Here is a 21,910-nt window from a genome sequence, read left to right as displayed (position 1 = left end):
ATGCCTCGCATCCTTTTCGTCTTCCTCGACGGCGTGGGCCTCGGCCCGCCGGACCCCGAAACCAACCCTTTCGCCCGCCTCGACCTGCCCGCCTTCGAGCGCCTCGCCGGTGGTCGGCCGTGGACCGCCGCCGCCGCTCCCCTCATCCGAGACGACCACCTCTTCCTCGCGCTCGACGCCAACCTCGGCGTCGAGGGCCTCCCGCAGAGCGGCACCGGACAGGCCACCCTCTTCACCGGCGTCAACTGCGCCCGTGTGGCCGGCAGACATTTCGGACCGTATCCCCATTCTCGGACGAAGCCCGTCCTCGCCCGGCACAACGTCTTCCGCCGCATCGCGGCCCTCGGACGGCCCCATCCCCAACCGTCCGCCTTCGCCAACGCCTATCCGCCTCGTTTCTTCGAGCGCGTGAAGAAACGCAACCGGTGGACCGTCACCACGCTGTGCTGCCTCGAAGCCGGCGTGCCCATCCGCACGCTCGACGACCTCCGCCAGGGTCGCGCCGTCACCGCCGACCTGACCGGAGCAGACTGGCGCACCCTGCTCGGTCACGACGTCCCGCTCCTCTCCGAAGAAGCCGCCGGCGCGCGCCTGTCCGATCTCGGACGTTCACACGCTTTCACCCTCTTCGAGTATTTCCTCACCGACAAAGCCGGTCACCGGCAGTCCCTTGCCGGAGCCGAACGCGTTCTCCATGCGCTCGACCGCTTCTTCACCGGCCTCCTCGACTCCTTCGACCCCGAAGACGACCTCCTGCTCGTGACGAGCGACCACGGCAATCTCGAAGACCTCTCCGTGAAGACGCACACCCGTCACCCGGTCCCCCTCGCGGCGTTCGGGCGCGGGGCGCAGCAGTTCCGCCACGCCCGCTCCATCACCGACGTGACGCCCGCCGTCGTCGAGGTGTTGCAGGCTTAATCCCGGCGCGACTGCTCGCCGTCGGCTTCCTCCTCCGTCGGGACGAGCCGACCGGAACGGAGTTCGAGCACGAGGCGGTCGGCGTCATAGATCTCGTCGAGCGCTTCGAGGATGCCGCGCGCGTCGACGGCCACGGCGCGAGCGGTTTCGTCGGTATAGATATACTGGTTCGGCAGCGATTCGATGTTGCCGTCGAAGATCAACCCGACGATCTCCAGATCCCGGTTGACGAGCGGCGAGCCGGAGTTGCCCCCCGTGATGTCGTTCGTCGTCACGAGGTTGACCGGCGTGCTGGGGTCGAAGGTCTCCGGCGGATCGAGCCAGTACTCCGGAAGCGCCCACTCACGGCGTCCCGGGAACGAGAAATACCGGTCGTACAGGCCGAAGAAGGTGGTCACTTCAGGCGCTTTCGTGCCGTTATACGGATAGCCGCGCACCACTCCGTCGGCGATGCGAAGCGAGAACGTGGCGTCGGGCGGCGTGTCGGTTCCAAAGACGGCAAACCGCACGCGGGCGAGCCGGGCATTGAGCGCCTTCTCCCGCTCTTCGAAGCTCTGCAGCTGCTGATTCAGGGTGAAATACAGCGGCCCCATGGCCTCGATCACCTTCACCACGGGATCGCCACTGCGAAGGAATCCTTTTTCGAGCAAGGCGCGGAAGGCCGTCGAATCCATGAGCGCCGTGCTGTCCACGAGTTCGGCGGCCACTTCTTCGGGCGAGCGTTCTCCGAGGATGCGCTTCGTCGTCGGATCGAGCGGCCCGAGCACGTCGAGCAGTTCGCTGAGCCGCTTCGTGATGAACGCGCGCTCGACCTCGGCGGGCCAATCCTTGATCTTGACCGCTTGAGCATAGACCTCCTGGATCTGATCCGGCGGGAAGCCGCGCTGTCGCATGAGCGCGTGCACATAGCCGTAAAGCGCCCGCGTGAGCACGTGCGAACTCAGGTTCGGGTTCGAGAAAAACGTGAAGGCGCGCGACTGTTCGGAGGTGGCCCGCTTGGATTGCTGAAGCTGAGCGATCTCGGCCCAGAGCTTGCCATACCTCTTGAGGAGCGAATCGTCGGCGGCCACGGCCTGCTGGAGGTCGCGTTCGCCGGCCACGCGCCGGGCCATGAGATAGGGGTCACGGAGCCCCTCCAGCTGTCCCCGCTGCGCCTTGAGCGAGTTCGAGATGGAGAAATACGGGTTTCGGAGGTCGTACCGGTCCGCCTCATCCGGATGCTTCGAGATGTACTCGAACAGAATTTTCGCGCGGCTTTCGAGGACCGAGAGGCTCTGCGGCAGGTTGTAATCCCGTTCATATTCGAGCTGGCTGACCGTATTCAACCGGCTCGTCGAGCCGGGATTGCCGACCACGAAGACGGCTTCGCCCGCCGCCGGACCGTCGGCGCTCCACGGGAAGAAATGCTCGGTCCTCAGCGGCTTTCCGTCCCGGTCGTACACGCGGAAGAACGACATGTCGAGGTTGTATCGCGGGTACGTGAAGTTATCCCAGTCGCCGCCGAAATAGCCGATCTGAAGCTCCGGCGCCATGACGAGGCGAACGTCGTCGTACCGGCGGTACGTGTACGCCGAGTATTTCCCGCCGTTGTACAGCGCGATCACCTGCACGTATAACGTCGAATCCTGCGCCTTGACCTCGTCCGTCATCCGCTTTTCGAGGGCCTCGGCATTGCGCCGGCGGGCTTTTGCTCGTTCGTCGTCGGTCGTGACCGTCTCCGGAACGGTGTACACCTCGTCGGTGACGTCCTTGAGTGCGATGAGTTGATCGACATAGAGGTCCTTCACCTTCTGCTCTTCATCGAGAGAGGAGGCGTAGAACCCGCCGTCGAGGAGTTCCGGATCCACCTCGGTGACGCTCTCCCGCCCGCAATGGTGGTTGGTCATGACGAGCCCGTTCGGGGAGACGAACGAGGCCGAACAGTATGAGGAGAACCGGAGGGCGGCGAGCCTCGCGTCCTCGAACCACGTCGTATCCGGGCGGAAGCCGTACGCCTGCTCGAAATAATCGACCGGCGGATGGTCGAAGGTCCACATCTTCCCTCCGTCGAATCGCCGGGCGCGGACGGTGTCGTAGCCCGCGGGGAACGGCGTCAGGTCCAGCTTCGGACGCGCGGTGCGGACGGTCTCCTCGGTGGAGGGCGGCTTCTCGGTGCGCGCGGCGCGTTCCACCACGACGGCGGTCTCTTTCGGCGCGGCGCAGGCCGTCATCAGCAACAATACCGCCCATGCGATCCGGCGGAGAAAGGCAAAACGATTCATAAGCCCGATACCTGGTTGGTGAAGGAACGGAGCGACCGGCGCGAGACCCGGCGTGCGCGCCGAAGGATCCTGCCTGTGGCCCCGTTCCGTCGATGCGTGGTTAACGACTGCCCGAGAGGATCTCGTCGGCCTCGGCTTCCGTGTCCACGGCGCGACCCGTCGTCAGTTCGAGTACGAGGCGGTCGGCGTCATAGATCTCGTCGAGCGCTTCGAGGATGCCGCGCGCGTCGACGGCCACGGCGCGGGGTTTGTCGGTGAGGTAGATGTAATCACCGGCGAGGCTCTCGATGTTTCCGTCGAAGATGAGCCCCACGAGTTCGTGGTTGACGTTGATGACCGGCGAGCCGGAGTTGCCCCCGATGATGTCGGCGGTGGAGACCATGTCGAGCGGCGTGTCGAGGTCGAAGGTCTTCGGGGGGTGGAGCCAGCGCCGGGGGAGATCCCATTCGGTGCCCGGTCCGAAGGCGAAGTGCCGGTCGTACATGCCGTAGAAGGTCGTGTGCGTGGGGGCCATGGTGCCGTTGTACGGATACCCTTTCACCACGCCGTCGGCGATGCGAAGCGAGAACGTGGCGTCGGGAGGGATGGAGAGGCCGTAGACGGCGAAGCGGGCGCGTCCGATGCCGCTGGCGACCTCCTGCTCCTGCGCGCCGAGACCGGCGAAGGCGCTCTGAAAAGCCTGCACGCGGGGCATGATGACCGCCGCCACCCGGATCGCCGGATCGTCGAGGCTCAGGGCGTCGGAGTCCAGCGCCCGGGCCGTCCGCTCCGCACTCGAGAGCGCCGAATGGGCCAGCAAATCCTCGGCCACCTCTTCGGGCGTGCGCATCGGATGCATGGGCTCGTTCTCATTCATGTCCATGGCGGGCATCTCCCGGGCAAAGATGGCCTTCACGATCTCGCTGTCGTCGCCGAAATACCGGCGGAAATCGTTCATCCGCGCCGTGAGGTAGCCTTTCTCCACGAGGGGCGCGAGATCCTCTATGCCCTCGATCTGCTCCCGGATGCCGGCGAGCGCCTCGGACGAGACGCCTTCGGCCTTCCGCGAGACGTACGTGTACGCAAGCATCGCGCGGCGCATGGTGGCCGAGGAGAGCGTCGAGTTCGGCTGAAGGGAAAGGAAAGCCCCGAACTCCGGCGCAAACTCACGTTTGCCCATCTGAATGTCGGCCATTCGGTCGTGGAGGTCTCCGTAGGTCGCCTTCAGCGCCGGGTCGCTTTCGATGGCGGCGCGGAACTGCCGCTCGAAATCTTTGCGTCGGCCCATGATGACGGGATCCCGGAGCGCCTTGACGCGACCGCGATAGAGCTTCTGGGCATTGAGGAGCCCGAAGATCTGGTTTCGGACCCCCTTCTCTTCCGCCTCGTCCGGCCGGGCTTCATAGTACTGCTGGAGCACCGCCACACGGGTGTCGATGAGCGAGAGCACATCCACCTCACGCACGTCGCGGCGGAACTCGAGTTGTGCGACGGTTTCGAGGCGGCTCGTCGAGCCGGGATTGCCGATGACGAAGATCGCATCGCCCTCCTTCGTCCCGTCCACGCTCCATTTGAAAAAGTGGTCGGTCCGAAGCGGCTTGCCGTCCTCGCCGTAGACGCGGAAGAGCGTCATGTCGAGCGCATAGCGGGGATAGGTGAAGTTGTCCGAGTCGCCGCCGAAATAACCGAGTTGAAGCTCGGGAGCCATGACGAGGCGCAGGTCGTGATACCGGTGGAAGGTGTAGGCGGAATACATCGCGCCGTTGTAGAGCGCGATCACCTCGACGTGAGCGCCCGCCTCTTCGCCGCCGGCCTCTTCGGTGATGCGGTCGGTGATGGCCTGAATGGCCTCCTGCCGGGCCGCCGCCTTCTCGGCGTCCGTCTCCTTGCCTTCGAGCGCGGCATAGACCTCATCCGTCACGTCGGCAATGGCAACGAGTTGATCGGCATAATACCCTTCCACGGGCCGCTCCTCCGCAAGCGAGGTCGCGTAGAAGCCGTTGTCGAGCAGGTTCTCCCCCGGCCGGCTCACCTCCGAGACGGACCCGCGTCCGCAGTGGTGGTTGGTGAGCACGAGGCCGTTCGGGGAAACGAACGAGGCCGAGCATCCGGGGATGCGGAGCGCTCCGAGGCGCGCCTTCTCGAACCACTCCGTGTCCGGCTCGAAATGGTACGCTTCCTTGAAGTATTCGATGGGCGGATGTTCGAAGGTCCACATCTTGCCATTGTCGAAGCGACCGGCCTTTACTTCTACGTCCGTCGCCGTGGTCTGCGCACGGCTCACACCCGCCGTCATCACGAGCGAGAGGAACATGAGTGCAAGCCCACGGGATACGGGTCTGGAAAAGGAAAGGAACGTGTTCATGAGGTCTCTTGGTATGCGGAACAAGTATTCGATGTCACGCGACGAACGGGAATACATGCGGGAAGATCGGTGGTCCGCATAATATCACGAAATCCGAAGTGAAAAACCGGGTAAGATCTGCGGGATTCCTGTGCCGGGCGCCTCTCGACGCCAGGCATTCCGACACGACCGGCTCGCGCGCGGCCCCCCCCGTGCGCCCGTCCCCTTCTCGACACATTTCGCAGACATCCCCGGGGAAGAATCGTCCCCCATTCACCGAGCTTCCGTGACAACCCCCGGAAGCCCGAGGCGGTACAAGCCGACGAATCTAGAAAACACTATCTGAAATCAAACCGTTTGAGAGCCATGAAAGAGAACCCTGTGCTTCGCCTTCTCTCGATCACCCTCGGCATTTTCCTTTTCCTCTTCGCCGCCGGGTGCGACACCGTCGAATCCACGACGGACTCCGAAGCCGACCTCACCCTCGATTCGGACGTGGCCGAGTCCGTTGGGGCGCTCATGGCCGAGGATACGGGCGGCTTGCTCGAACAGGCCGGCGACGCCTTCGCTCTGGCGACTCCGGAGGGCATCTCGGCTTCAGCCAAGAATGGGACCTCCGTCGTACGCACGTATGATGAAGCCACGGGCACGTGGACCATCACGGTCTCGCGTGAGGCCGGCCATCCCACGGATACCCGCATGATGAGCCTCACGCGCGTCTATGAGGTGCAGTACCTGAACGCGGACGGAGAGCCGCAAAAGTTCTACATCACCGAGGGCGACACCGCGCAGACGATGGTGCTCCGGCTCGTGGAAGGCAATGGGGTGTTCGAAACGCCTCGCCTGAAGGCCGTCCGCACCGACCTCTCCGGCGAGCTCGTCGCCACGGGCATCGACACGGACGAGGTGACGCTCAACGGCACGTACCAACGCTCGGGAGAACACGAACGCCTCACCCCCGGCATCACGCGCACGATGACGTATGACATGACGCTCGAAGTGATCGACCTCGTCGGCCCGCGCGGCAGTCGGCTGAATCTCTCCGAGAAGGTCAGCGGCACGCTCATCGGCCGGTACACCGGCACGCTGACCATCAAGCGCGGCGACGTCCTCGAACAGCACGACATTGACCGAGAGGTCCGCATCGAGATCGTAGACGGCGAGATGACCATCACCATCAACGGCGTGCCGTACGACTTCGACCCGGCCTCCGGCGACGGACGCTTCCACAGCCCGCCCGTGACCGGATGACGTCATGCATCCCTCAGAAAGGCACTCCCCGGCGCGCAACAGGGCGTCGGGGATTTTTTTTAAGCGCCCCTCCCCCGAGCCGCATCGTCGCCGGAACTCCGTTCACGACTGCGTATATTAGCTTTTTTCCGAGCGAAAGTGGCGGAATTGGCAGACGCGCCAGACTTAGGATCTGGTGGGGTAACACCCGTGGGGGTTCGAGTCCCCCCTTTCGCACAAATATTTCTCTAAAGCGCTTGTTTTACAGGATCACGGGCGCCTCATGGGTACAACATCTTTCCGTTCACCCGATCACGAACCCTTTCTCACTCTGCTCGAGGATCTCCTTTGAAGATGCGCTTCATCTTCTGCCTCTTCCGGGAACACGCGACCTCCGTCTCCGGCGTTCTTCCCGGATGAAACTTCGGGATGGGCGGGAGGTTTTTTATGTCCTTCGAGGCCGTTCTTCATTCTATCCGGCTTTCTTCTCATCGGATGCCGCTCCCGGCATCGCACAACGGCAACGCGCATGAGCACCGATTCCGCAATGATTTATCTTTTCGAGGATGCCGTCAATGCGCTCCTCGACCTCGCTGAACTCGACGGTACGGATGAGATGATGCGCTCGGTGGTGGTGGCGCTGGAAACGGTGCGTGTGGCGCAACTCGAAGGAGAACTCCCCGAGTCGGAGATGCATGCTCCGGAAAAGATTGACGAAGCGTTGAAGCAGATCCGGAAGCTGCTGGAAGGAGAAGAAGCCGCGTAATCGGGCTCTCGGGTCCGGCGTTGACACCGGACCTGAGCGCAACCGGGAGGTGAGGGGGGCGAGCCGTCGGAGCCTCAGGCGGCGTGGGCGTGTGCGTTCACCCGCGAGACACGGCGGCGCGCGTGAGAGGTTGCCCGCTCTTCACGGATCAGCTCATGCGTGATGAAAGTCGCCGCCGAGATGACGCCTCCGAGGAACCAGAAAGTGACGCCCCATGCCATGGCGAAGCGATCGCCCGCCGCTCGGGCCGCCAGGTCCGCGATCGGCGCAGCCACGAGGATTCCAACCCCAATCGACAGAAGCCAGGGCAGGAGATACGATCTGTTTTTTCTACGTTGCACCATCGGTTTTCTCGCTCTACTTCACCAAAATCTGTGATTAAGTACGAATAATCACAGTCTTTCGCGACTGCCGACGCAAGATCGTTACGACTTTGACGACAGATTTACACGCAACCGAAAGTAAGCAATTTGGCCCTCCATAGATGTGGGGATTTTTCCCATTTCCCCTGCAAATCATGGCAAAGGTGGCCCAAGATTGTGGCAAAAATGTCACAGGCTCCTTACGTCATCCGCGCGACGACGGCTCTCCTTCGCACAGGGACCGGGAGCCCGCTTCTTCGGCGGCCCACGCTTCTATCTGCTCACTCACCAGATACCACGCCCGATCCTCCGCCCAGTACGGCGAGGTCTTCATCCGCCATCGGTCGAGGTCGACGAGGGCGTACCACCGGTCTCTGACGCGGTAATATCCGGGTCGCACCCGCCCGCGCACGCGGACGGAGACCACCGCCTGCTCTTCCGGCAGCTCTTCCCGTATGTCGATCCATCGAGCCATGCACGATCTCTCCGTGCCGTTTCTCCCTCACCCCGGTTTGAGGCCATACGGGCGAACCTACGGAAAACGCCCCGCTTCTCCCACCGACGCGCGCTGCGCGACCTTCCCTGCGCCAGACGCCCGCTCGCAGCTCACAAGATCTCTTCACCGGTCACGCGGTCCAAAAGGACCAGGCGGAACGCCTCCGAATAGCGCCCGTGGTTCTTCTGCTCACAACACTTTCCACACGCCCGGGGATGCTTCAGTCGGCGAAAAAATGGATATTCAGCGCTGCATGAAGGGCACACGCCGAGATACCGGGCGGCGTTCGGGTCCACGGAGACATTGGCGCGCAGGCGTTCCGGGCTTGCCCCGCATCGACGCGCCCAGTCTTTCCACACGGCGTCGTGTCCGCTCCGGCCGCGTGTTTCGTAATCCAGCGCGTGGGCGATCTCGTGCCGCACCGTATCCTCGAGTTCATCCCACGACAGGCGAAGGGCAAAATGTCGCGAGAGGCTGAGCCGTCGCACGCAGGTCTCCCCCACCTTCCAGGCACAAGACCCGACGCGTCGATGCGCCCGGTCGAAGGTGAACGTCCAGCCGCGTGCCTGCAGGGGTTCTCCGAGGTGCGCCTGCCCGAGTTCGTCCATCAAGCGACGGGCGTCCGCTGCGACCTCCTCCAGCTTACGCGCTCGATCCGCCATCCGCCCCCTTATTGAATCAGCGAACCGTAGTCCGAGAGATGCGACGGGTCGAGTTCAGTCAGCAGATCGTAGGCCTGTGCGCGCTGCTGGGAGTCTTCGAAGAGGGCCGCCAGCTCTTTGAACTTCGCAGAGAAAAAGATGTCCGTCACGTAGGCGCGGGACACCTCGTCGTTGAGACTCTTCAGTTCATCGAGCACGCCGAGGACGGCCTTTCGCGCCGCGTCGGCGTCGGAGGTGAAGACGTCGAGACCATGGAAATGATAGTCGAAGTATGCTCTTCGGAGGCGACTGAAGCGGGGGTCCTGAAGCTGCGCGATGAGTTCTCCCCGACTCCGATCTCCTCCGAGCTGGGTCCATCCAACGGCTCCCGAAGAACGCGCCAACTCGGCGATGAGCCGCGCCTGATCAAAATACCTGGTCCCGCCCAGTTCACTGAAGGTATCGTAGTCATACCCCAGCATGATGTACGCATAGAAATCGAGCACGGAAGTGAGCGGGTCGAACCGGTCGATGTCGTGGATGAGCGGTGTGCCGCGCGTGTACTCGAAGCGCCAATCCTCATCGTTGAGCTGCACGACCGTCGTGGTGGTCGTCGTGCCATAGATCGGGCGGCTCGTGGCAACGACCAGGCGCACGCGAAAATTCGTCAACGAGACGGCTTCCTGGAAGAAGAGTGAAATCGAGCACTCGATGCGTTCGAAGTCGAGATAGCGATCTTCGGTCCAGGTGCGCTGGTTGATGTACTGGGAAATTTCCTGCCGCAACTCCTGAAGGAAAGAGAAATCGGAGCCGGTGAGGTTTTGATAGTTAACGTCCACCCGGCAGTTGAATTCCTGGGCCGCCACCGGCGAAGCGGCGAGGCCGGAAAGGCACAGCCAAGCGGCCAGCAACGTGAGGGATGCGCGGGGGAAAAGCTTCATAACGTGCAAAAACGTCGGTGGGCGAGGGCCATTGATCTGTGCGCTGATACCGTACGCGAACCGCCGGGTTTCCGCCGCGCCGGGGCAAAAGGCGCGCCCGGAGGTGCTCACGGGCGCCCCACGCGCCTGGCCGTGAGGAAAACCGCCATGGCGAGCATGACGCCCAGAAGGGCGGGGACGTGGAGCCCTTCCCCCCGCACGAGCGCGCTGCCCAGAACGAACACCGACGCCGCAAACCCGACGACGGCGAACGCCTGACCGATCCACGACAGCGTCTTCCTTTCGAGCGTTGTCCGGTCCATGACGCCCCCACCGCCGATCAGATGACGCCGTACCGTTTGCCCACACGGGTGAAGGCCTCGACGCACCGGTCGAGGTGCTCACGGGTGTGCGCCGCCGACACCTGCACCCGGATGCGCGCTTCTCCTTTGGGCACGACGGGATAGCTGAAGCCGATGACGTAGATGCCTTCATCGAGCATGTCGCGCGCCACGTCCTGCGCCAGGCGGGCATCGTACAGCATGATGGGCACGATGGGATGCTCGCCCGGCTTGATGTCGAAGCCGCGCGCCGTCATGGCGTCCCGGAAGTACCGCGTGTTTTCCGCCAGCCGGTCGCGCAACTCGGTCGTCTCGCTGAGCATGTCGAGCACCTTCAGGCTCGTATAGACGATGCCGGGCGCAAGGGTATTGGAGAAGAGGTACGGACGCGAGCGCTGCCGGAGCAGCTCGACGATCTCTTTCCGCCCGGAGGTGAAGCCGCCGGAGGCGCCCCCGAGGGCTTTCCCGAGCGTGCTCGTGATGATATCCACGCGCCCCATCACGCCGCGCTGTTCGATGGAGCCGCGCCCGGTCGGGCCGAAGAAGCCGGTGGCGTGGCTGTCGTCCACCATCACGAGCGCGTCATATTTCTCGGCGAGGTCGCAGATCTCGTCGAGGCGGGCGACGTCGCCGTCCATGGAGAAGACGCCGTCGGTGGCGATGAGGCGGATGCGGGCGTCCCGGGCCTCGCGAAGCGCGCGTTCGAGGTCGGCCATATCGGCGTGGGCGAAGCGGTAGCGCCTCGCCTTGCTGAGCCGGATGCCGTCGATGATGCTCGCATGGTTGAGCTGATCGCTGATGACGGCGCTTTCGGCGTCGAGAATGGTCTCGAAGAGGCCGCCGTTCGCATCGAAGCAGGAGGAATACAGAATGGTGTCTTCCGTGCCGAGGAAGGCGGAGATTTTGGCTTCGAGCTGTTTGTGGATGGTCTGCGTGCCGCAGATGAAGCGCACCGAGGATAACCCGAAGCCGTACTTCGCCACGCCTTCCTGCGCCGCGGCGATGAGCGCCGGGTGGTTGGCAAGCCCCAGGTAGTTGTTCGCGCAGAAATTGAGGACCTCTCGCCCCTCTCCCACCTCGATGCGGGCATCCTGCGGCGAGGTGATCACACGCTCTTCCTTGTACAGTCCGGCGTCCCGGATCTCTTCGAGCGTGCGTTGAAAGACGGAGGTGACGGTCTCGATCATGGTCTTTACCGGATCAGGGTTGCACAAGCGTTTTTGCTTCGGCGGGAGACGCCGGTCTTTCCGCGCCGAGGCGCGCGCCAAGCTTTCCGAGCATGTCGTCAACGATGGCGTCGAGGTCGTAAGAGGGCCGCCAGCCCCAGTCGGCGCGGGCGCGGCTGTCGTCGATTTGCGTGGGCCACGTGTCGGCGATGGCCTGCCGGAAGTCGGGCTCGTACCGGATGGAGAAGGAGGGCATCCGCTCCCGGATCGCAGCGGCAAGCTCTTCGGCCGAGAAGCTCAGCCCCGTGATGTTATAGCTCGAATGCACGTGCAGGTCGGCAGCGTCGGCGTCCATGAGCAGGAGGATGGCCCGCAGGGTGTCCGGCATGTACATCATCGGCAGGCGCGTCTCGGGGCGGACGAAGCAGGTGTAGGCCCCGTCCCGAAGCGCGGCATAAAACATCTCGACGGCGTAGTCCGTGGTGCCGCCCCCCGGAGGGGTCGTATAGCTGATGATGCCCGGCAGCCGCAGGCTGCGAACGTCCACGCCGAGCTTGCGCGCGTAATAATCACAGAGCAGCTCGCCCGTCACCTTGGTGATGCCGTACATCGTGCGGGGGTCCTCCACCGTGACCTGCGGCGTCAGGTGCCGGGGCGTGTACGGCCCGAACACGGCAATCGAACTCGGCCAGAACACCCGCAACCCGTGCGATTGCGCGAGGTCCAGGACGTTCCGGAGCCCGTTCACGTTGACCTCCCAGCATCGGTCCGGATGCTTTTCACCGACGGCCGAGAGCAGTCCTGCGAGGTGATACACAGTCTCGACTCCGCGCCGTTCGACGAGCTCCCGAAAGCCCGCCCGGTCCGTCACGTCGAGCGCTTCGACAGGCCCTTCGCCGCCGGGCGACGTCAGGTCGGTGGCGAGCACCTCGTCCACGCCGTACCGCTCGCGAAGCGCTTCCACGAGGTCGCTCCCGATCTGCCCGCCGGCCCCGGTCACCAGAATCATGGTTCAAAGACGAATCGTGAAACAAGGTCTCCCCGCGCGGGCATCCTCACGCGCGCTTTTCGCCAGTATAAATGCGATCTCCGCCGCCGTTTGTGAGGGCTCCCGGCATGCGCAGGGTAGGACATCCCCTTACAGCGCCCCGCCCCAGCCGAGACGCTCGACCACGTCGCGGTAGGCCCGGTCGAGCGGCGCGAAGACGACCGTCGGCGCTCCGGTGAACGGGTTCCGGAACCTGAGTGCGGCGGCGTGCAAAAGCATCCGCCGACACCCGAAGTGCTCCTCGAAAAAGCGGTTGTGCCTCCAATCCCCGTATTTGCGGTCTCCGATGACGGGGTGAAAGAGGTGCTTCATGTGGCGGCGGATCTGATGCGTTCGCCCGGTGCGGGGGCGCACGGCGGCGAGCGCATACCGGCTCGTCGGATACCGTCCCACGGCGTGCGGAACCTCCACCGTCGCGAGACGGCGATAGACCGTCACGGCCGACTGTGCGGGCTTGTCGCGCCGCGCCTTCGCGTCGGTCATCCGGTCCCGCCGCTCCCGAAGCGCGTGCTCGATCACGCCGGACGGCGCGAGGTAGCCCCGGACCACGGCGAGGTAGGTCTTCCGCACCAGACGACGCGCGAAAGCGTCCGAGAGCCGGCGGGCGGCTTCAGGGTCGAGGGCGAAGAGAAGCACCCCGGACGTGGGTTTGTCGAGGCGGTGGACGGGATAGACGCGCCGAGCGATCTGATCGCGCACGGTCTGAAGCGCGAAGCGGTCTGCGCCACGGTCGACGCGGCTCCGATGCACGAGCAATCCCGGCGGCTTGTTCACGGCCACGAAACGCTCGTCGCGGAAGAGCACTTCGAGCGCCTCCCCTCCATCCCGATGCGCCTCGCCCGATGCCGTCATGTCCGTTTCCCGTTTGTAAAGCGCCCGCCCCGGCGAAACGACGACGCCGAAACTGCGTTCCGCCCGTTCACCGGAGGGTGTATTTCAACCCTGCGAAAAAGTGGCGCGTGGCCGCGGGGAAGAACTGCGGCGTTCCGAAGCCCACGTTTCCGAAGAGCAGCACCCGGTCGTCGAAGACGTTGTTCACGTCGAAGGCGAGCGCGAGCCCCCGGAAGGCGGAGCGTTCGGGAAAGACGTACCGAAGCGAGGCGTCGACGAGCACGTACGGGTCCACTTCGAGGTCGGACGAAGGCGCGCCGTCAAGAAGTTTCCCCCCGGAATTGTCGATGAACTGCTTTCCCGCGATCCGAGCCTGCGCCGAGGCGGTGAAGCCCCGCCACTGATAGGTCAGTCCGACGTTGGCGGTCCGTTCGGGGAAGCCGGCGATGGGGTTGCCGCTCCGGTCGAGTCCCACCGTCGCCCCGTCGTCGGTCGTGACGAATTCGGTGAACGTGACGAAGCGGTTTCGGCTGAGCGTGGCGTTGCCGAAGACGTCGAGCCCCGGCGCGAGGCGGACCGCCGCCTCCACCTCGAGACCGACGTGGCGGGTCCGGTCGGCATTGCCCGTGCGCGGGACGCCGAATTGATCGAGCCCGCCGCTCGGCACGATCTCGTCCCGGAAATCCATGAAGAAGACGTTGCCCGCCAGGCGGAACCGCTCTTCCCGAAGCGACGCCCCCGCCTCCACGTCGAGGAGATGCTCGGGCTTGACGAGCGGCGCGTCGAAGTCGAACGAGCCGTCGGGCTTGCGGGCGAACTGTGGCTCGAAGCCCGCGCCCGCCTCTTCTCCGTCATAGAGCGACTTCATGCGCGGCTCGCGGTTCGCCAGCGCCACGGACGCATACGCGCTGAAGGGTCGTCCGGGGTTGTACGTCACGCCCACGCGCGGATTGAAGAAGACGTACGGTTTCTTGAAGTGAACGCCGAAGAAGGCGTCGTCGAAGACGCGATAGTGGCGGTACGTGAGCTGCGCGTCCGCCTGCACGAGCAGCCGCCGCGCCGGACGAAAGCGATGACTGCCGAATACCGAGGCGATGGCTTTCTCCCCGTGAAAGCGGTACACACGCACGTCGTTATCCGGACCGACGAGGGCTTCAGGGATTCCCGACCCGTCCTCGATACGCCCCCACCGAAGCGAACGGTGCAGGCGCGCCTCCAGACCGAACGTTGTCTCCCGGTCTCCGTTCGCGTACGTCACGCGGGGCATCCATCCGACCTGCCACTGATCGAGGAACGCCCGGAAAAAGACGGAGGCCTCCGGTTTCGAAAGATAGAGGGGCAGGTCCCGCTGATCGTCCGGCACGAAGCCTTCGGGCAGGCGCAGGTAACGGGCCGAGCGGAAGGAACCGTCGAAGTCGAAATACCCGACGCCGCGAATCCAGAAGAGCGCCTGGTTCAACCGCCAATCCGGCGCAAACCGCCATTCGTGATGCAATTCCACATGGGGCTGGTGAAACTTCTCCACGTCTCCGGAGAAGGCGCTGAAATTGTACCGCCGGTCGATCCGGCCGCCGAAGCCGTCGGGAATGCTTTGCTCGTTGGCCGCCTTCGGGATGCCTGCGAACGCGAGGCCGTCTCGCTGGGGCCCGCCGTACGCCTGAAGCGTGAGCGTCGAGCGCTCGCCGAAACGCTGGATGCCCGCGAAGAAGCGCCAGAACTCCGCCCACGACCAGTCGCGATAGCCGTCGGAGAGGAGCCGGCTGAAGCGCCCGTAGACCACGTACCGATCGGCCAGCAGGCCGGTGTTCGCCTCGGCGGTGAAACGGCGCGTGTCATACGAGCCGACCCCCGCTTCGAGACGGGCGTACGGATAGGGCTTGTAGGGCTTCGTCACGATGTTGATGGCCCCGGCGATGGCCGTCGGTCCGTAGAACGCCGAACTCGCCCCCCGTTGCACCTGGATGTCCTCGACCGCGCCTTCGATGTCGAAGAAATTGATCCAGAACACGTTGTGCTCCTCGGGGTCGTTCTGAGGGATGCCGTTGATGGCCACGGCCACCCGCCTCTGATCGAAGCCGCGCATACGGAGGTACGAGTACCCGATGCCGTTCCCGTTCTCCGAATAGTACGTGATCGAAGGAAGCGTGGAGAGATGGACCGGGAGGTCTTTCATCGCGGGCAGCCGTTCGAGCTCGCGCGCCGTGACGTTCGTGAAGGTGATGGGCGTCAGGTGAGGCCGCGCCCGCGTCTCGGTCACGACCACCTCCGGCTGCTCGATCGCCGCCGCCGTGAGCCGGATCGTCAGCGCGCGCGCCTCGCCGGACGCCACGTCGAGCGTGTCTTCATGGGAAGCATAGCCGAGGTACGAAACCACGAGCCGATACGCACCCGGCCGCACCCGATCGAAGGAAAACGTTCCCTCGACGTCCGTTGCCTCGCCGTATCGAAGCTGATCCGTCCTCACCTCCGTGAGCCATACGTTTGCGCCGGCGAGCGGATGATCGGCCTCATCGAGCACGACGCCCCGCACCGAGGCCGTCTGCGCCCGCGCCGAGGATGCGCCCAAACCCGAGATCGAAAGCGCCAGGAGCGCGGCCAGGCCCCATCGTATACCGTACGTCATCGTTACCCCCTGTCTTGCGTGCATAAAAAAACCACCCGTCATCGCGACTGATGAGGGTGGCGCGCGCAAGCGGGGCGGGCGGGCGCGTCGAAGCGCCGGCCGTTCCACGATGAGCATGCTGTTTCCCTACGCCGGCATCATCCGGATCAGGTTCCAAGGGTCTGCTCTCAGCCCCGCCGAACGGGGCACCCCCAACAGTCGTAGTCAGTGTCACAAGGAACGTTGCTCAGCGGCTATATACCCGCCTCCGCCCCGATGGTTCTTCGCCGATACGAACCCGCAGCCCCCTTTCTCACATTTCTATCACGAAGGTTCATATTTTTTCGGTACGGCTCCTTCCCGGTAACAAGCCTCGCCTTTCCGCGTCTGAATTCCGACCTTTCGTGCGACGTCTCCTTCGAACGAGCGCCTTCCCAATCCACCCGACCCGACCGAGAACCATGGCAAACATCCTCCTCCGCCCTGAATGGCAGGCCCGCGAGCGTGAGATCACCGATGAGAAGCTCTATCGAAGCCGCCGCGCCTTCATCAAGCGACTGGGACTCGGGAGCGTAGCCCTCGTCACTACTCCTACGGTGCTCGGGTGCGCCGGAGAGCCCGGCGGCGCGGCCCGCTTCCCGACCTCCGGCGGCCCGCTCGACACCATCCCGAAAAACGCCCCGCGCAAAGGCTATCCGGCCCCGAGAAACGCCAACTTCAAGGTCCCCGAGCGCCCCGTCACCGACCGCCTCGCGTCGGCTTCCTGGAACAACTTCTATGAGTTCAAAAACAACTCGATGGACCTCAAGGACGTCTGGCCCGTCACGGGCGCGTACGAGCCTTTCCCGATGGAGATCGAGGTGCGCGGGCTGGTGGAGAAAAAGTTCAAGATGGACGTCTCCGACCTCATCACGTCGATGGACCTCGAAGAGCGTCTGTACCGGTTCCGGTGCGTGGAAGCCTGGTCGATGACCGTGCCGTGGACGGGCTTTCCGCTCCGCAAGCTCATCGAACGATGCAAGCCCCTCTCGAAGGCGACCTACGTCCGTTTCGAGTGCGTCAACCGCCCCGATCAGATGCCGGGCATCAGGGCGTCCCGGTCGTTCTATAAGTGGCCGTATTACGAGGGACTGCGGATGGACGAAGCGATGAATGAGCTGGCCTTCGTCGCCACGGGACTGTACGGCGAGCCGCTGCCGAAACAGAACGGCTCGCCCCTCCGGCTGGCGCTTCCGTGGAAATACGGCTATAAGGGCCCCAAAGCCATCGTGAAGATCGAGTTTCTCGACCGCCGTCCCGGCACGTTCTGGAACGACCTCCAGCCGAGTGAATACGGGTTCCTCTCGAACGTCAACCCGAACATCCCGCACCCGAGATGGAGCCAGGCTTCGGAGAAATTCATGCGGACCCTGGACGACATCCAGCGCATCCCGACGCAGATTTTCAACGGGTATGCCGACTGGGTGGGACCGCTCTACCCCGACGAGCCGACGACCCCGCAACGGCCCATGGCGCGATAGATCGCGCGCCGCTCACGCGGGAGGCGTCGCCTGCGTGCGAAGGGCCGGATCGCCCTTCTTCCGGAGGTAACGGTTCCACCAGAACACGCCGGCGCCGAAGAAGAAAAAGCCGAACAGGCTGATCGCGGCATTGATGGCGGCGATACGGCTCTGTGTGGCGGCAATGGAGGCGATGACGATCTCCTGATCCGCGCCGGGCAGCACCCGCACCTCGAGCGAATCCTTTTCCACCATGAAGGCCAACGTGTACGGAAGCGCCATCTTTTCGTGCTCGATCACGGCGCCGTCGGGGAGGCGGACGCGGAGACTCAGTTCCGCGTTCGTCACATCTTTCCGATCCACGCGCCGATACTCGGTCACCTCGGCCACGGCGGGCATCCCCTGCCGGAGCGTCTGCCGGAGGTCGAAGGCCACTTTCGTCTGATTCACGGCCAGAAAGAGCATGAGCGCGGGCGCGAGCCAGAGCAAACGCGCGATCCACAGCGAAGTCTTCGATGCCACGATGCTTCCCGATTGGTGAAGACGGGTCCGCCCGAGGCGACGGACGAACGCAGGAATGCCATCGGTATTCTCGGATGCCTTCGACGTTCCGCCTGCCGGGCGATTATTTCAAGAAGAGATACGGCTTCCACGTCTCATCCACGGCGCCCACATAATCGCGGATGAACATGATATGGCTGGGGCGAAAGGGCTTGCGCCGGAGCGTCATACGGGCCTCCTCGGGCGTACGGTTGCCTTTGCGGTTGTTGCACGGCACACAGGCCGCCACAAGGTTCTCCCACGAATCCGGACCGCCGCGCGACTTCGGGAGGATGTGATCGATGGTGAGGCGATCCCGGCTTCCGCAATACTGACACCGGAACCGGTCGCGCCGGAGCACATTTTTGCGCGAGAGCAGAATGCGCTTGTACGGCACGGTGACGTACGCCTTGAGGCGCACGATGCTCGGCCAGGGGAGCCGGCAACTCGGCGAGCGTAGATACCGCTCCGGCAGCGCCTCGACGAGGTCCGCCTTCTGAAGCAATACCAGGATCGCCGCACGCTGCACACTGCAAATCGTCAGCGCGCGGTAATCCTGATTGAGTACGAGCACGTGTCCGGTCATACCGGCGACCCTCCGCCCCGGACGAGACGAGACGTCTCGAAGCCACTCGCTTCACGGAGCCTCGGGCCCCGGTGAGGGGACACGCCTGAAGAGGCAAAAAAGACCGTCCTGAAAGCTGATCCTCCTTCGTTTTTGGATTGGAAGAAATTTTATCGGCGAGGAGCAATAACGGTTCCCGGACCGAACGTGCTCCCGGGCTTGCCAAATCTAAGAAAGATCAGTTTTTAAACGAAAGAGACCGGCAATTATTTTACCGTTGCGTCCCCACGACCGCCGCGCCCTCGTCGAGCACCGTCACCGGATCGCCCACGCGGATCGTGCCCGGCCCGTCCGGTATCAGGTTCTGCCCGAAATACACCTTTCCGTTTTTTCGCCGGTACGTCGCCAGGGTGTGCAGCGGCTCGCGCCCTCGCGCGCCCGTCTCCGGATCGGTCGTCGTCACCACGCACCGGGCGCACGGCTTGACGACGTGGAAATCGACCGTCCCCGCGCGGATCGTGCGCCAGCGATCCTCGGCGTACGGCTCCGCCCCCGCGACGACCACGTTCGGCCGGAACCGACGCATGGGCAGGGGCGCTTCGAGGCGGCGGTTGAGATCCTCGAGCGAGGCCGTGGTGGTCAAAAGAAGCGGATACCCGTCGGCAAAGCTTACGTGGGACGCCCCCACGGCATAATCCGGGTCGACGGGGCGCACGGTGTGCCCGGACATATAGACGAGCCGCGCCTCCACACCGAGATATTCGGAGAACCAGCGGTGCGCGTCGTCGTCGGCCACCGTCCCCGCCACGCGGTCTTTCCAGAGGGTCACGGTGAGGCGCGGGGCCCCGGAGCCGGGAGTCGGGACGTCGAGCGGGGCGCGGCCGGGCGCGCGCACCCGGAGGCCTTCGCCGGCAGGCATCGCCGCGATGCGTCCCAGGCGGGGCAACTCGCGCTGGGTGAGGGCCGCGCCGTCCGGACGGACGAGCATCCACCGACGGTCGTGCCGGAGGCCGCGGGGCTCCACCTCCGCCGAAGGCACGACCCATCCCCGCGTCGATTTGATCGGATAGACGATGAGCGCCTGAACGGTGAGCATGGAGGGGTCCGTCAGGGGTTGAGGACGGCGCGCGCGCGGATCGCGCCGAGGTGGGCGTCGAAAGTGACGAGCGCGTCGAGGATCGTCTCGGCGGCGGCAACGAAGAACTTCGGCGAGATGCGCGCAAAGTCGTCCGACGGCCGGTGATAGTCCGGATGGTCCTCGACGCCGAAATATACGAACGGAATGCCTGCCTCGAAGAACACGCCGTGGTCCGAGGCCGCAGTCCAGTCGTCGTGCCCGAGTTCGGGGCGGTCGTGTCCGAAACGGAGGGAGACGGCGCTCCGCCGGGCCGCCTCGGCGAGGTACGGCTTGAGGTACGGCGCCTGATGGGTTCCGGCGGCAAAAAGCTCTCCTTTCTCGCTTCGGCTCACCATGTCGAGGTTGACTTCAAGGACGAGGGCGGCGGGATCCACGGGAGGGTCCTCCAGGAAAGCGCGTGCGCCGCGCAGTCCCGCTTCCTCGGCATCGAACGCGGCGAAAAGGATCGAGTGAGCGGGCGGATGCGCTTTGAAATACGCAGCTGCCTCGAGAAGGACCGCCACCCCCGAAGCATTATCGTCCGCGCCGTTATAGACCTCTCCCCCGCGCACGCCGAGGTGATCGAAATGGGCGGAGACGACCATGAAAGAGTCGGGGCGCTCGGTCCCCCGCACGAAGCCGAGCACGTTCCCGCCCTCGATCATCCGTCCGCCCCGGGTCTCGTATTTGAAGGGGTGCACGTATGCGCCGAAAGGTTCGAGGCCGAGGTCCGCGAACGCCCGCTGCACGTATGCTTGTGCTTTCGCTCCGCCCTTCGTGCCCGTGGCGCGCCCGGCGAAAGCATCGCTCGCGAGCGTCTCCACGTGTCGCAAGAGCCGTTCGCCGTCCACGCGCGTCTGCGCCCGGCTCATTCGTCCCGGCGCACTCGCCACGAGGCACGCCATCGCGAGCACCATCCATGTCTGCCGTGTCTTCATAACCCGATCCCTTTCTCAAATGTGCTCGACGGCTAACCCGGCGGAAAAGAAAATGTTTTTTGCCCTTCGCTTCAGTTTCCTGTTCTCAGGCTCTTTCACACATTTTCAGACAATTGCTTCCCCTTTCCCGCAATATCGGAACCCCGCGAGGCCTTTGCGCTAAAATTGGGCGTTGTCTCGATCCCGAGAGCGCTTCGTCTCCGGACTTTCGTTTCCCCTCACCCCCAAGGCCGCGTCGGTCGATGTCGTCCCGGGAATTAATCTACGCTCACCTTGACGTTCTTCGAATACATGAAAAAGTTTTTTGCGCTGGCCGCGCTTACGGCCCTGATGCTGGGTTGCAACCCCAGGGTCAACGGTCAGACTCCGGACGTGACGGAAGCCCGTAAGGCGAAGATCCTTGCCAACCTGACCCACCAGCTCCCCCAGCTTGCCCGCCTCGATCCTCAGATGGGAGACCTCGTGCCGAGCGCCCTCCCCGGCCTTGACCGCGGCAGTTTTACGTACCTGGCCCAGCGGGGTCGTCAGTCCCAGGAATTTCTGGTCACCACGGACGACAAGCAGCTCTATCTTATCGCCGCGGGTCCGCTGGACGTGAGCCTGTCGGTCGAAGAGATCGCGAGCGCCGAAGCATCCGAGCGTGAGAAGAAGCAGGCCAGACTCATGGCCGCCGTGAAAGACTTCCCCGTGCGCGGCAATCCCGACGCTCCGATCACCATCGTCGAATTTTCAGACTTTCAGTGTCCGTACTGCGCGCGGGCCTCGAGCACGGTCGAGCAGGTGCTGGCCAAGTATCCCGAGGACGTGAAGCTCGCCTATGCACACTTCCCGCTTAACTTCCACCCGTGGGCGCGTCCGGCCGCCATCGGCGCGGTGTGCGCCGCCAAGCAGGACGCTTCCGCCTTCTGGAAACTGCACGACTATTACTTCAAGAACCAGAATCAGGTGAATGAAGAAAACGTGCTCGAACGGACGCGGGCAGCGCTTGCCGGCACGCAGGTTGACCTCGACGCGTGGGCCACGTGCGCGGAGGACGCCTCCTCGCCCGAATATGTGGCGGCTGCGCAAAAGGTGGATGCCGAAGCTTCGCTCGGCGTGGAGCTCGGCGTCACGGGCACGCCGGCGTTCTTCATCAACGGCGAGTTCCTCAACGGTGCGCAGCCGCTCCAGGCCTTCGAGCAGATCATCGAACGCGTGAAGCAACAGAACCCGTAGGCCGCCGGCCGCCGTCGTGCGAGGAGAGTCTTTCGCCGGGCATGACCTCACGTCGTGGGTTTTTGCCTCCCCTTCTTCCCCGCCGATGCCTACCTTGGCGCGTGACGATGCATGTGCACACGCCACGGAGC

At 64.2% G+C, this 21,910-nt stretch carries 20 protein-coding genes, 1 tRNA gene and 1 riboswitch; of the genes, 6 read left to right on the top strand and 15 right to left on the bottom strand.

Annotation, left to right across the window (positions count from 1 at the left end):
- Complete coding sequence (locus AC1HIY_RS07835; protein ID WP_479576167.1) at positions 1-918, top strand: alkaline phosphatase family protein; 918 nt, start codon at positions 1-3, stop codon at positions 916-918.
- Here AC1HIY_RS07835 and AC1HIY_RS07830 read toward each other — a convergent pair.
- Together AC1HIY_RS07830 and AC1HIY_RS07825 are read right to left on the bottom strand one after the other, a co-directional pair.
- Entirely contained in the window at positions 915-3,179 is a 2,265-nt protein-coding gene (locus AC1HIY_RS07830; RefSeq protein WP_479576166.1) for a S46 family peptidase, read from the bottom strand. The genes AC1HIY_RS07835 and AC1HIY_RS07830 overlap by 4 nt on opposite strands.
- Positions 3,180-3,279: 100 nt before the next feature.
- Positions 3,280-5,472 carry a S46 family peptidase gene (locus AC1HIY_RS07825; RefSeq protein WP_479576165.1) on the bottom strand — a complete coding sequence of 731 codons (2,193 nt, stop codon included), beginning with the start codon at positions 5,470-5,472 and terminating at the stop codon, positions 3,280-3,282.
- 396 nt (positions 5,473-5,868) lie between these two features.
- Here AC1HIY_RS07825 and AC1HIY_RS07820 point away from each other — a divergent pair, with 396 nt between their 5' ends.
- The 3 genes from AC1HIY_RS07820 to AC1HIY_RS07810 all read left to right on the top strand — a co-directional run bounded on the left by AC1HIY_RS07820 (position 5,869) and on the right by AC1HIY_RS07810 (position 7,498).
- Positions 5,869-6,753, top strand: a complete 885-nt coding sequence (locus AC1HIY_RS07820) for a hypothetical protein (RefSeq protein ID WP_479576164.1) — start codon at positions 5,869-5,871, stop codon at positions 6,751-6,753.
- A 132-nt stretch (positions 6,754-6,885) separates the two neighbouring features.
- Positions 6,886-6,969, top strand: a tRNA-Leu gene (locus tag AC1HIY_RS07815).
- 292 nt (positions 6,970-7,261) lie between these two features.
- Positions 7,262-7,498 carry a hypothetical protein gene (locus AC1HIY_RS07810; RefSeq protein WP_479576163.1) on the top strand — a complete coding sequence of 79 codons (237 nt, stop codon included), beginning with the start codon at positions 7,262-7,264 and terminating at the stop codon, positions 7,496-7,498.
- 74 nt (positions 7,499-7,572) lie between these two features.
- Here the strand turns inward: AC1HIY_RS07810 and AC1HIY_RS07805 are convergent, their stop codons facing one another.
- The 9 genes from AC1HIY_RS07805 to AC1HIY_RS07765 all read right to left on the bottom strand — a co-directional run bounded on the left by AC1HIY_RS07805 (position 7,573) and on the right by AC1HIY_RS07765 (position 15,926).
- Positions 7,573-7,773, bottom strand: coding sequence for a hypothetical protein (locus tag AC1HIY_RS07805; protein ID WP_479576162.1), 201 nt, complete (start codon positions 7,771-7,773; stop codon positions 7,573-7,575).
- Positions 7,774-8,065: 292 nt separating this feature from the next.
- Positions 8,066-8,335: a hypothetical protein gene (locus tag AC1HIY_RS07800; protein WP_479576161.1), complete on the bottom strand. Its 270-nt coding sequence runs from the start codon at positions 8,333-8,335 to the stop codon at positions 8,066-8,068.
- Positions 8,336-8,466: 131 nt separating this feature from the next.
- Positions 8,467-9,018, bottom strand: coding sequence for a SprT-like domain-containing protein (locus tag AC1HIY_RS07795; protein WP_479576160.1), 552 nt, complete (start codon positions 9,016-9,018; stop codon positions 8,467-8,469).
- 8 nt (positions 9,019-9,026) lie between these two features.
- Entirely contained in the window at positions 9,027-9,938 is a 912-nt protein-coding gene (gene porD / locus AC1HIY_RS07790) for a type IX secretion system protein PorD (RefSeq protein ID WP_479576159.1), read from the bottom strand.
- Positions 9,939-10,045: 107 nt separating this feature from the next.
- A complete protein-coding gene (locus tag AC1HIY_RS07785; protein ID WP_479576158.1) occupies positions 10,046-10,240 on the bottom strand; it encodes a hypothetical protein in 195 nt (64 codons plus the stop codon).
- Between the two features lie 17 nt (positions 10,241-10,257).
- Complete coding sequence (gene kbl / locus AC1HIY_RS07780) at positions 10,258-11,445, bottom strand: glycine C-acetyltransferase (protein ID WP_479576157.1); 1,188 nt, start codon at positions 11,443-11,445, stop codon at positions 10,258-10,260.
- 13 nt (positions 11,446-11,458) lie between these two features.
- Positions 11,459-12,433, bottom strand: coding sequence for an NAD-dependent epimerase/dehydratase family protein (locus AC1HIY_RS07775; protein WP_479576156.1), 975 nt, complete (start codon positions 12,431-12,433; stop codon positions 11,459-11,461).
- Positions 12,434-12,562: 129 nt separating this feature from the next.
- Positions 12,563-13,324, bottom strand: coding sequence for a tRNA pseudouridine(65) synthase TruC (truC, locus tag AC1HIY_RS07770; RefSeq protein ID WP_479576155.1), 762 nt, complete (start codon positions 13,322-13,324; stop codon positions 12,563-12,565).
- A gap of 67 nt (positions 13,325-13,391) precedes the next feature.
- On the bottom strand, positions 13,392-15,926 hold the full coding sequence (locus tag AC1HIY_RS07765) for a TonB-dependent receptor (RefSeq protein WP_479576154.1): 2,535 nt from the start codon (positions 15,924-15,926) through the stop codon (positions 13,392-13,394).
- Between the two features lie 106 nt (positions 15,927-16,032).
- Positions 16,033-16,129, bottom strand: a riboswitch (TPP riboswitch).
- A gap of 237 nt (positions 16,130-16,366) precedes the next feature.
- On the opposite strand from AC1HIY_RS07765, the gene msrP reads away from it, so the two are divergent.
- Positions 16,367-17,425 carry a protein-methionine-sulfoxide reductase catalytic subunit MsrP gene (msrP, locus tag AC1HIY_RS07760; RefSeq protein WP_479576153.1) on the top strand — a complete coding sequence of 353 codons (1,059 nt, stop codon included), beginning with the start codon at positions 16,367-16,369 and terminating at the stop codon, positions 17,423-17,425.
- A gap of 12 nt (positions 17,426-17,437) precedes the next feature.
- On the opposite strand, the gene AC1HIY_RS07755 is transcribed toward msrP, so the two are convergent.
- The 4 genes from AC1HIY_RS07755 to AC1HIY_RS07740 all read right to left on the bottom strand — a co-directional run bounded on the left by AC1HIY_RS07755 (position 17,438) and on the right by AC1HIY_RS07740 (position 20,564).
- Positions 17,438-17,926, bottom strand: coding sequence for a DUF3592 domain-containing protein (locus AC1HIY_RS07755; RefSeq protein ID WP_479576152.1), 489 nt, complete (start codon positions 17,924-17,926; stop codon positions 17,438-17,440).
- A 103-nt stretch (positions 17,927-18,029) separates the two neighbouring features.
- On the bottom strand, positions 18,030-18,530 hold the full coding sequence (locus tag AC1HIY_RS07750) for an HNH endonuclease (protein WP_479576151.1): 501 nt from the start codon (positions 18,528-18,530) through the stop codon (positions 18,030-18,032).
- A gap of 250 nt (positions 18,531-18,780) precedes the next feature.
- Positions 18,781-19,605 carry an MOSC domain-containing protein gene (locus AC1HIY_RS07745; protein ID WP_479576150.1) on the bottom strand — a complete coding sequence of 275 codons (825 nt, stop codon included), beginning with the start codon at positions 19,603-19,605 and terminating at the stop codon, positions 18,781-18,783.
- A gap of 11 nt (positions 19,606-19,616) precedes the next feature.
- Complete coding sequence (locus AC1HIY_RS07740) at positions 19,617-20,564, bottom strand: M20/M25/M40 family metallo-hydrolase (protein ID WP_479576149.1); 948 nt, start codon at positions 20,562-20,564, stop codon at positions 19,617-19,619.
- Between the two features lie 291 nt (positions 20,565-20,855).
- On the opposite strand from AC1HIY_RS07740, the gene AC1HIY_RS07735 reads away from it, so the two are divergent.
- Positions 20,856-21,779, top strand: coding sequence for a thioredoxin domain-containing protein (locus tag AC1HIY_RS07735; protein ID WP_479576148.1), 924 nt, complete (start codon positions 20,856-20,858; stop codon positions 21,777-21,779).
- Positions 21,780-21,910 lie beyond the last annotated feature (131 nt).

It is taken from the genome of Rhodocaloribacter sp. (assembly GCF_056451265.1).
The sequence above is the reverse complement of the archived record's forward strand: the minus strand, read 5'-3'. Positions and strand labels throughout refer to the sequence as shown.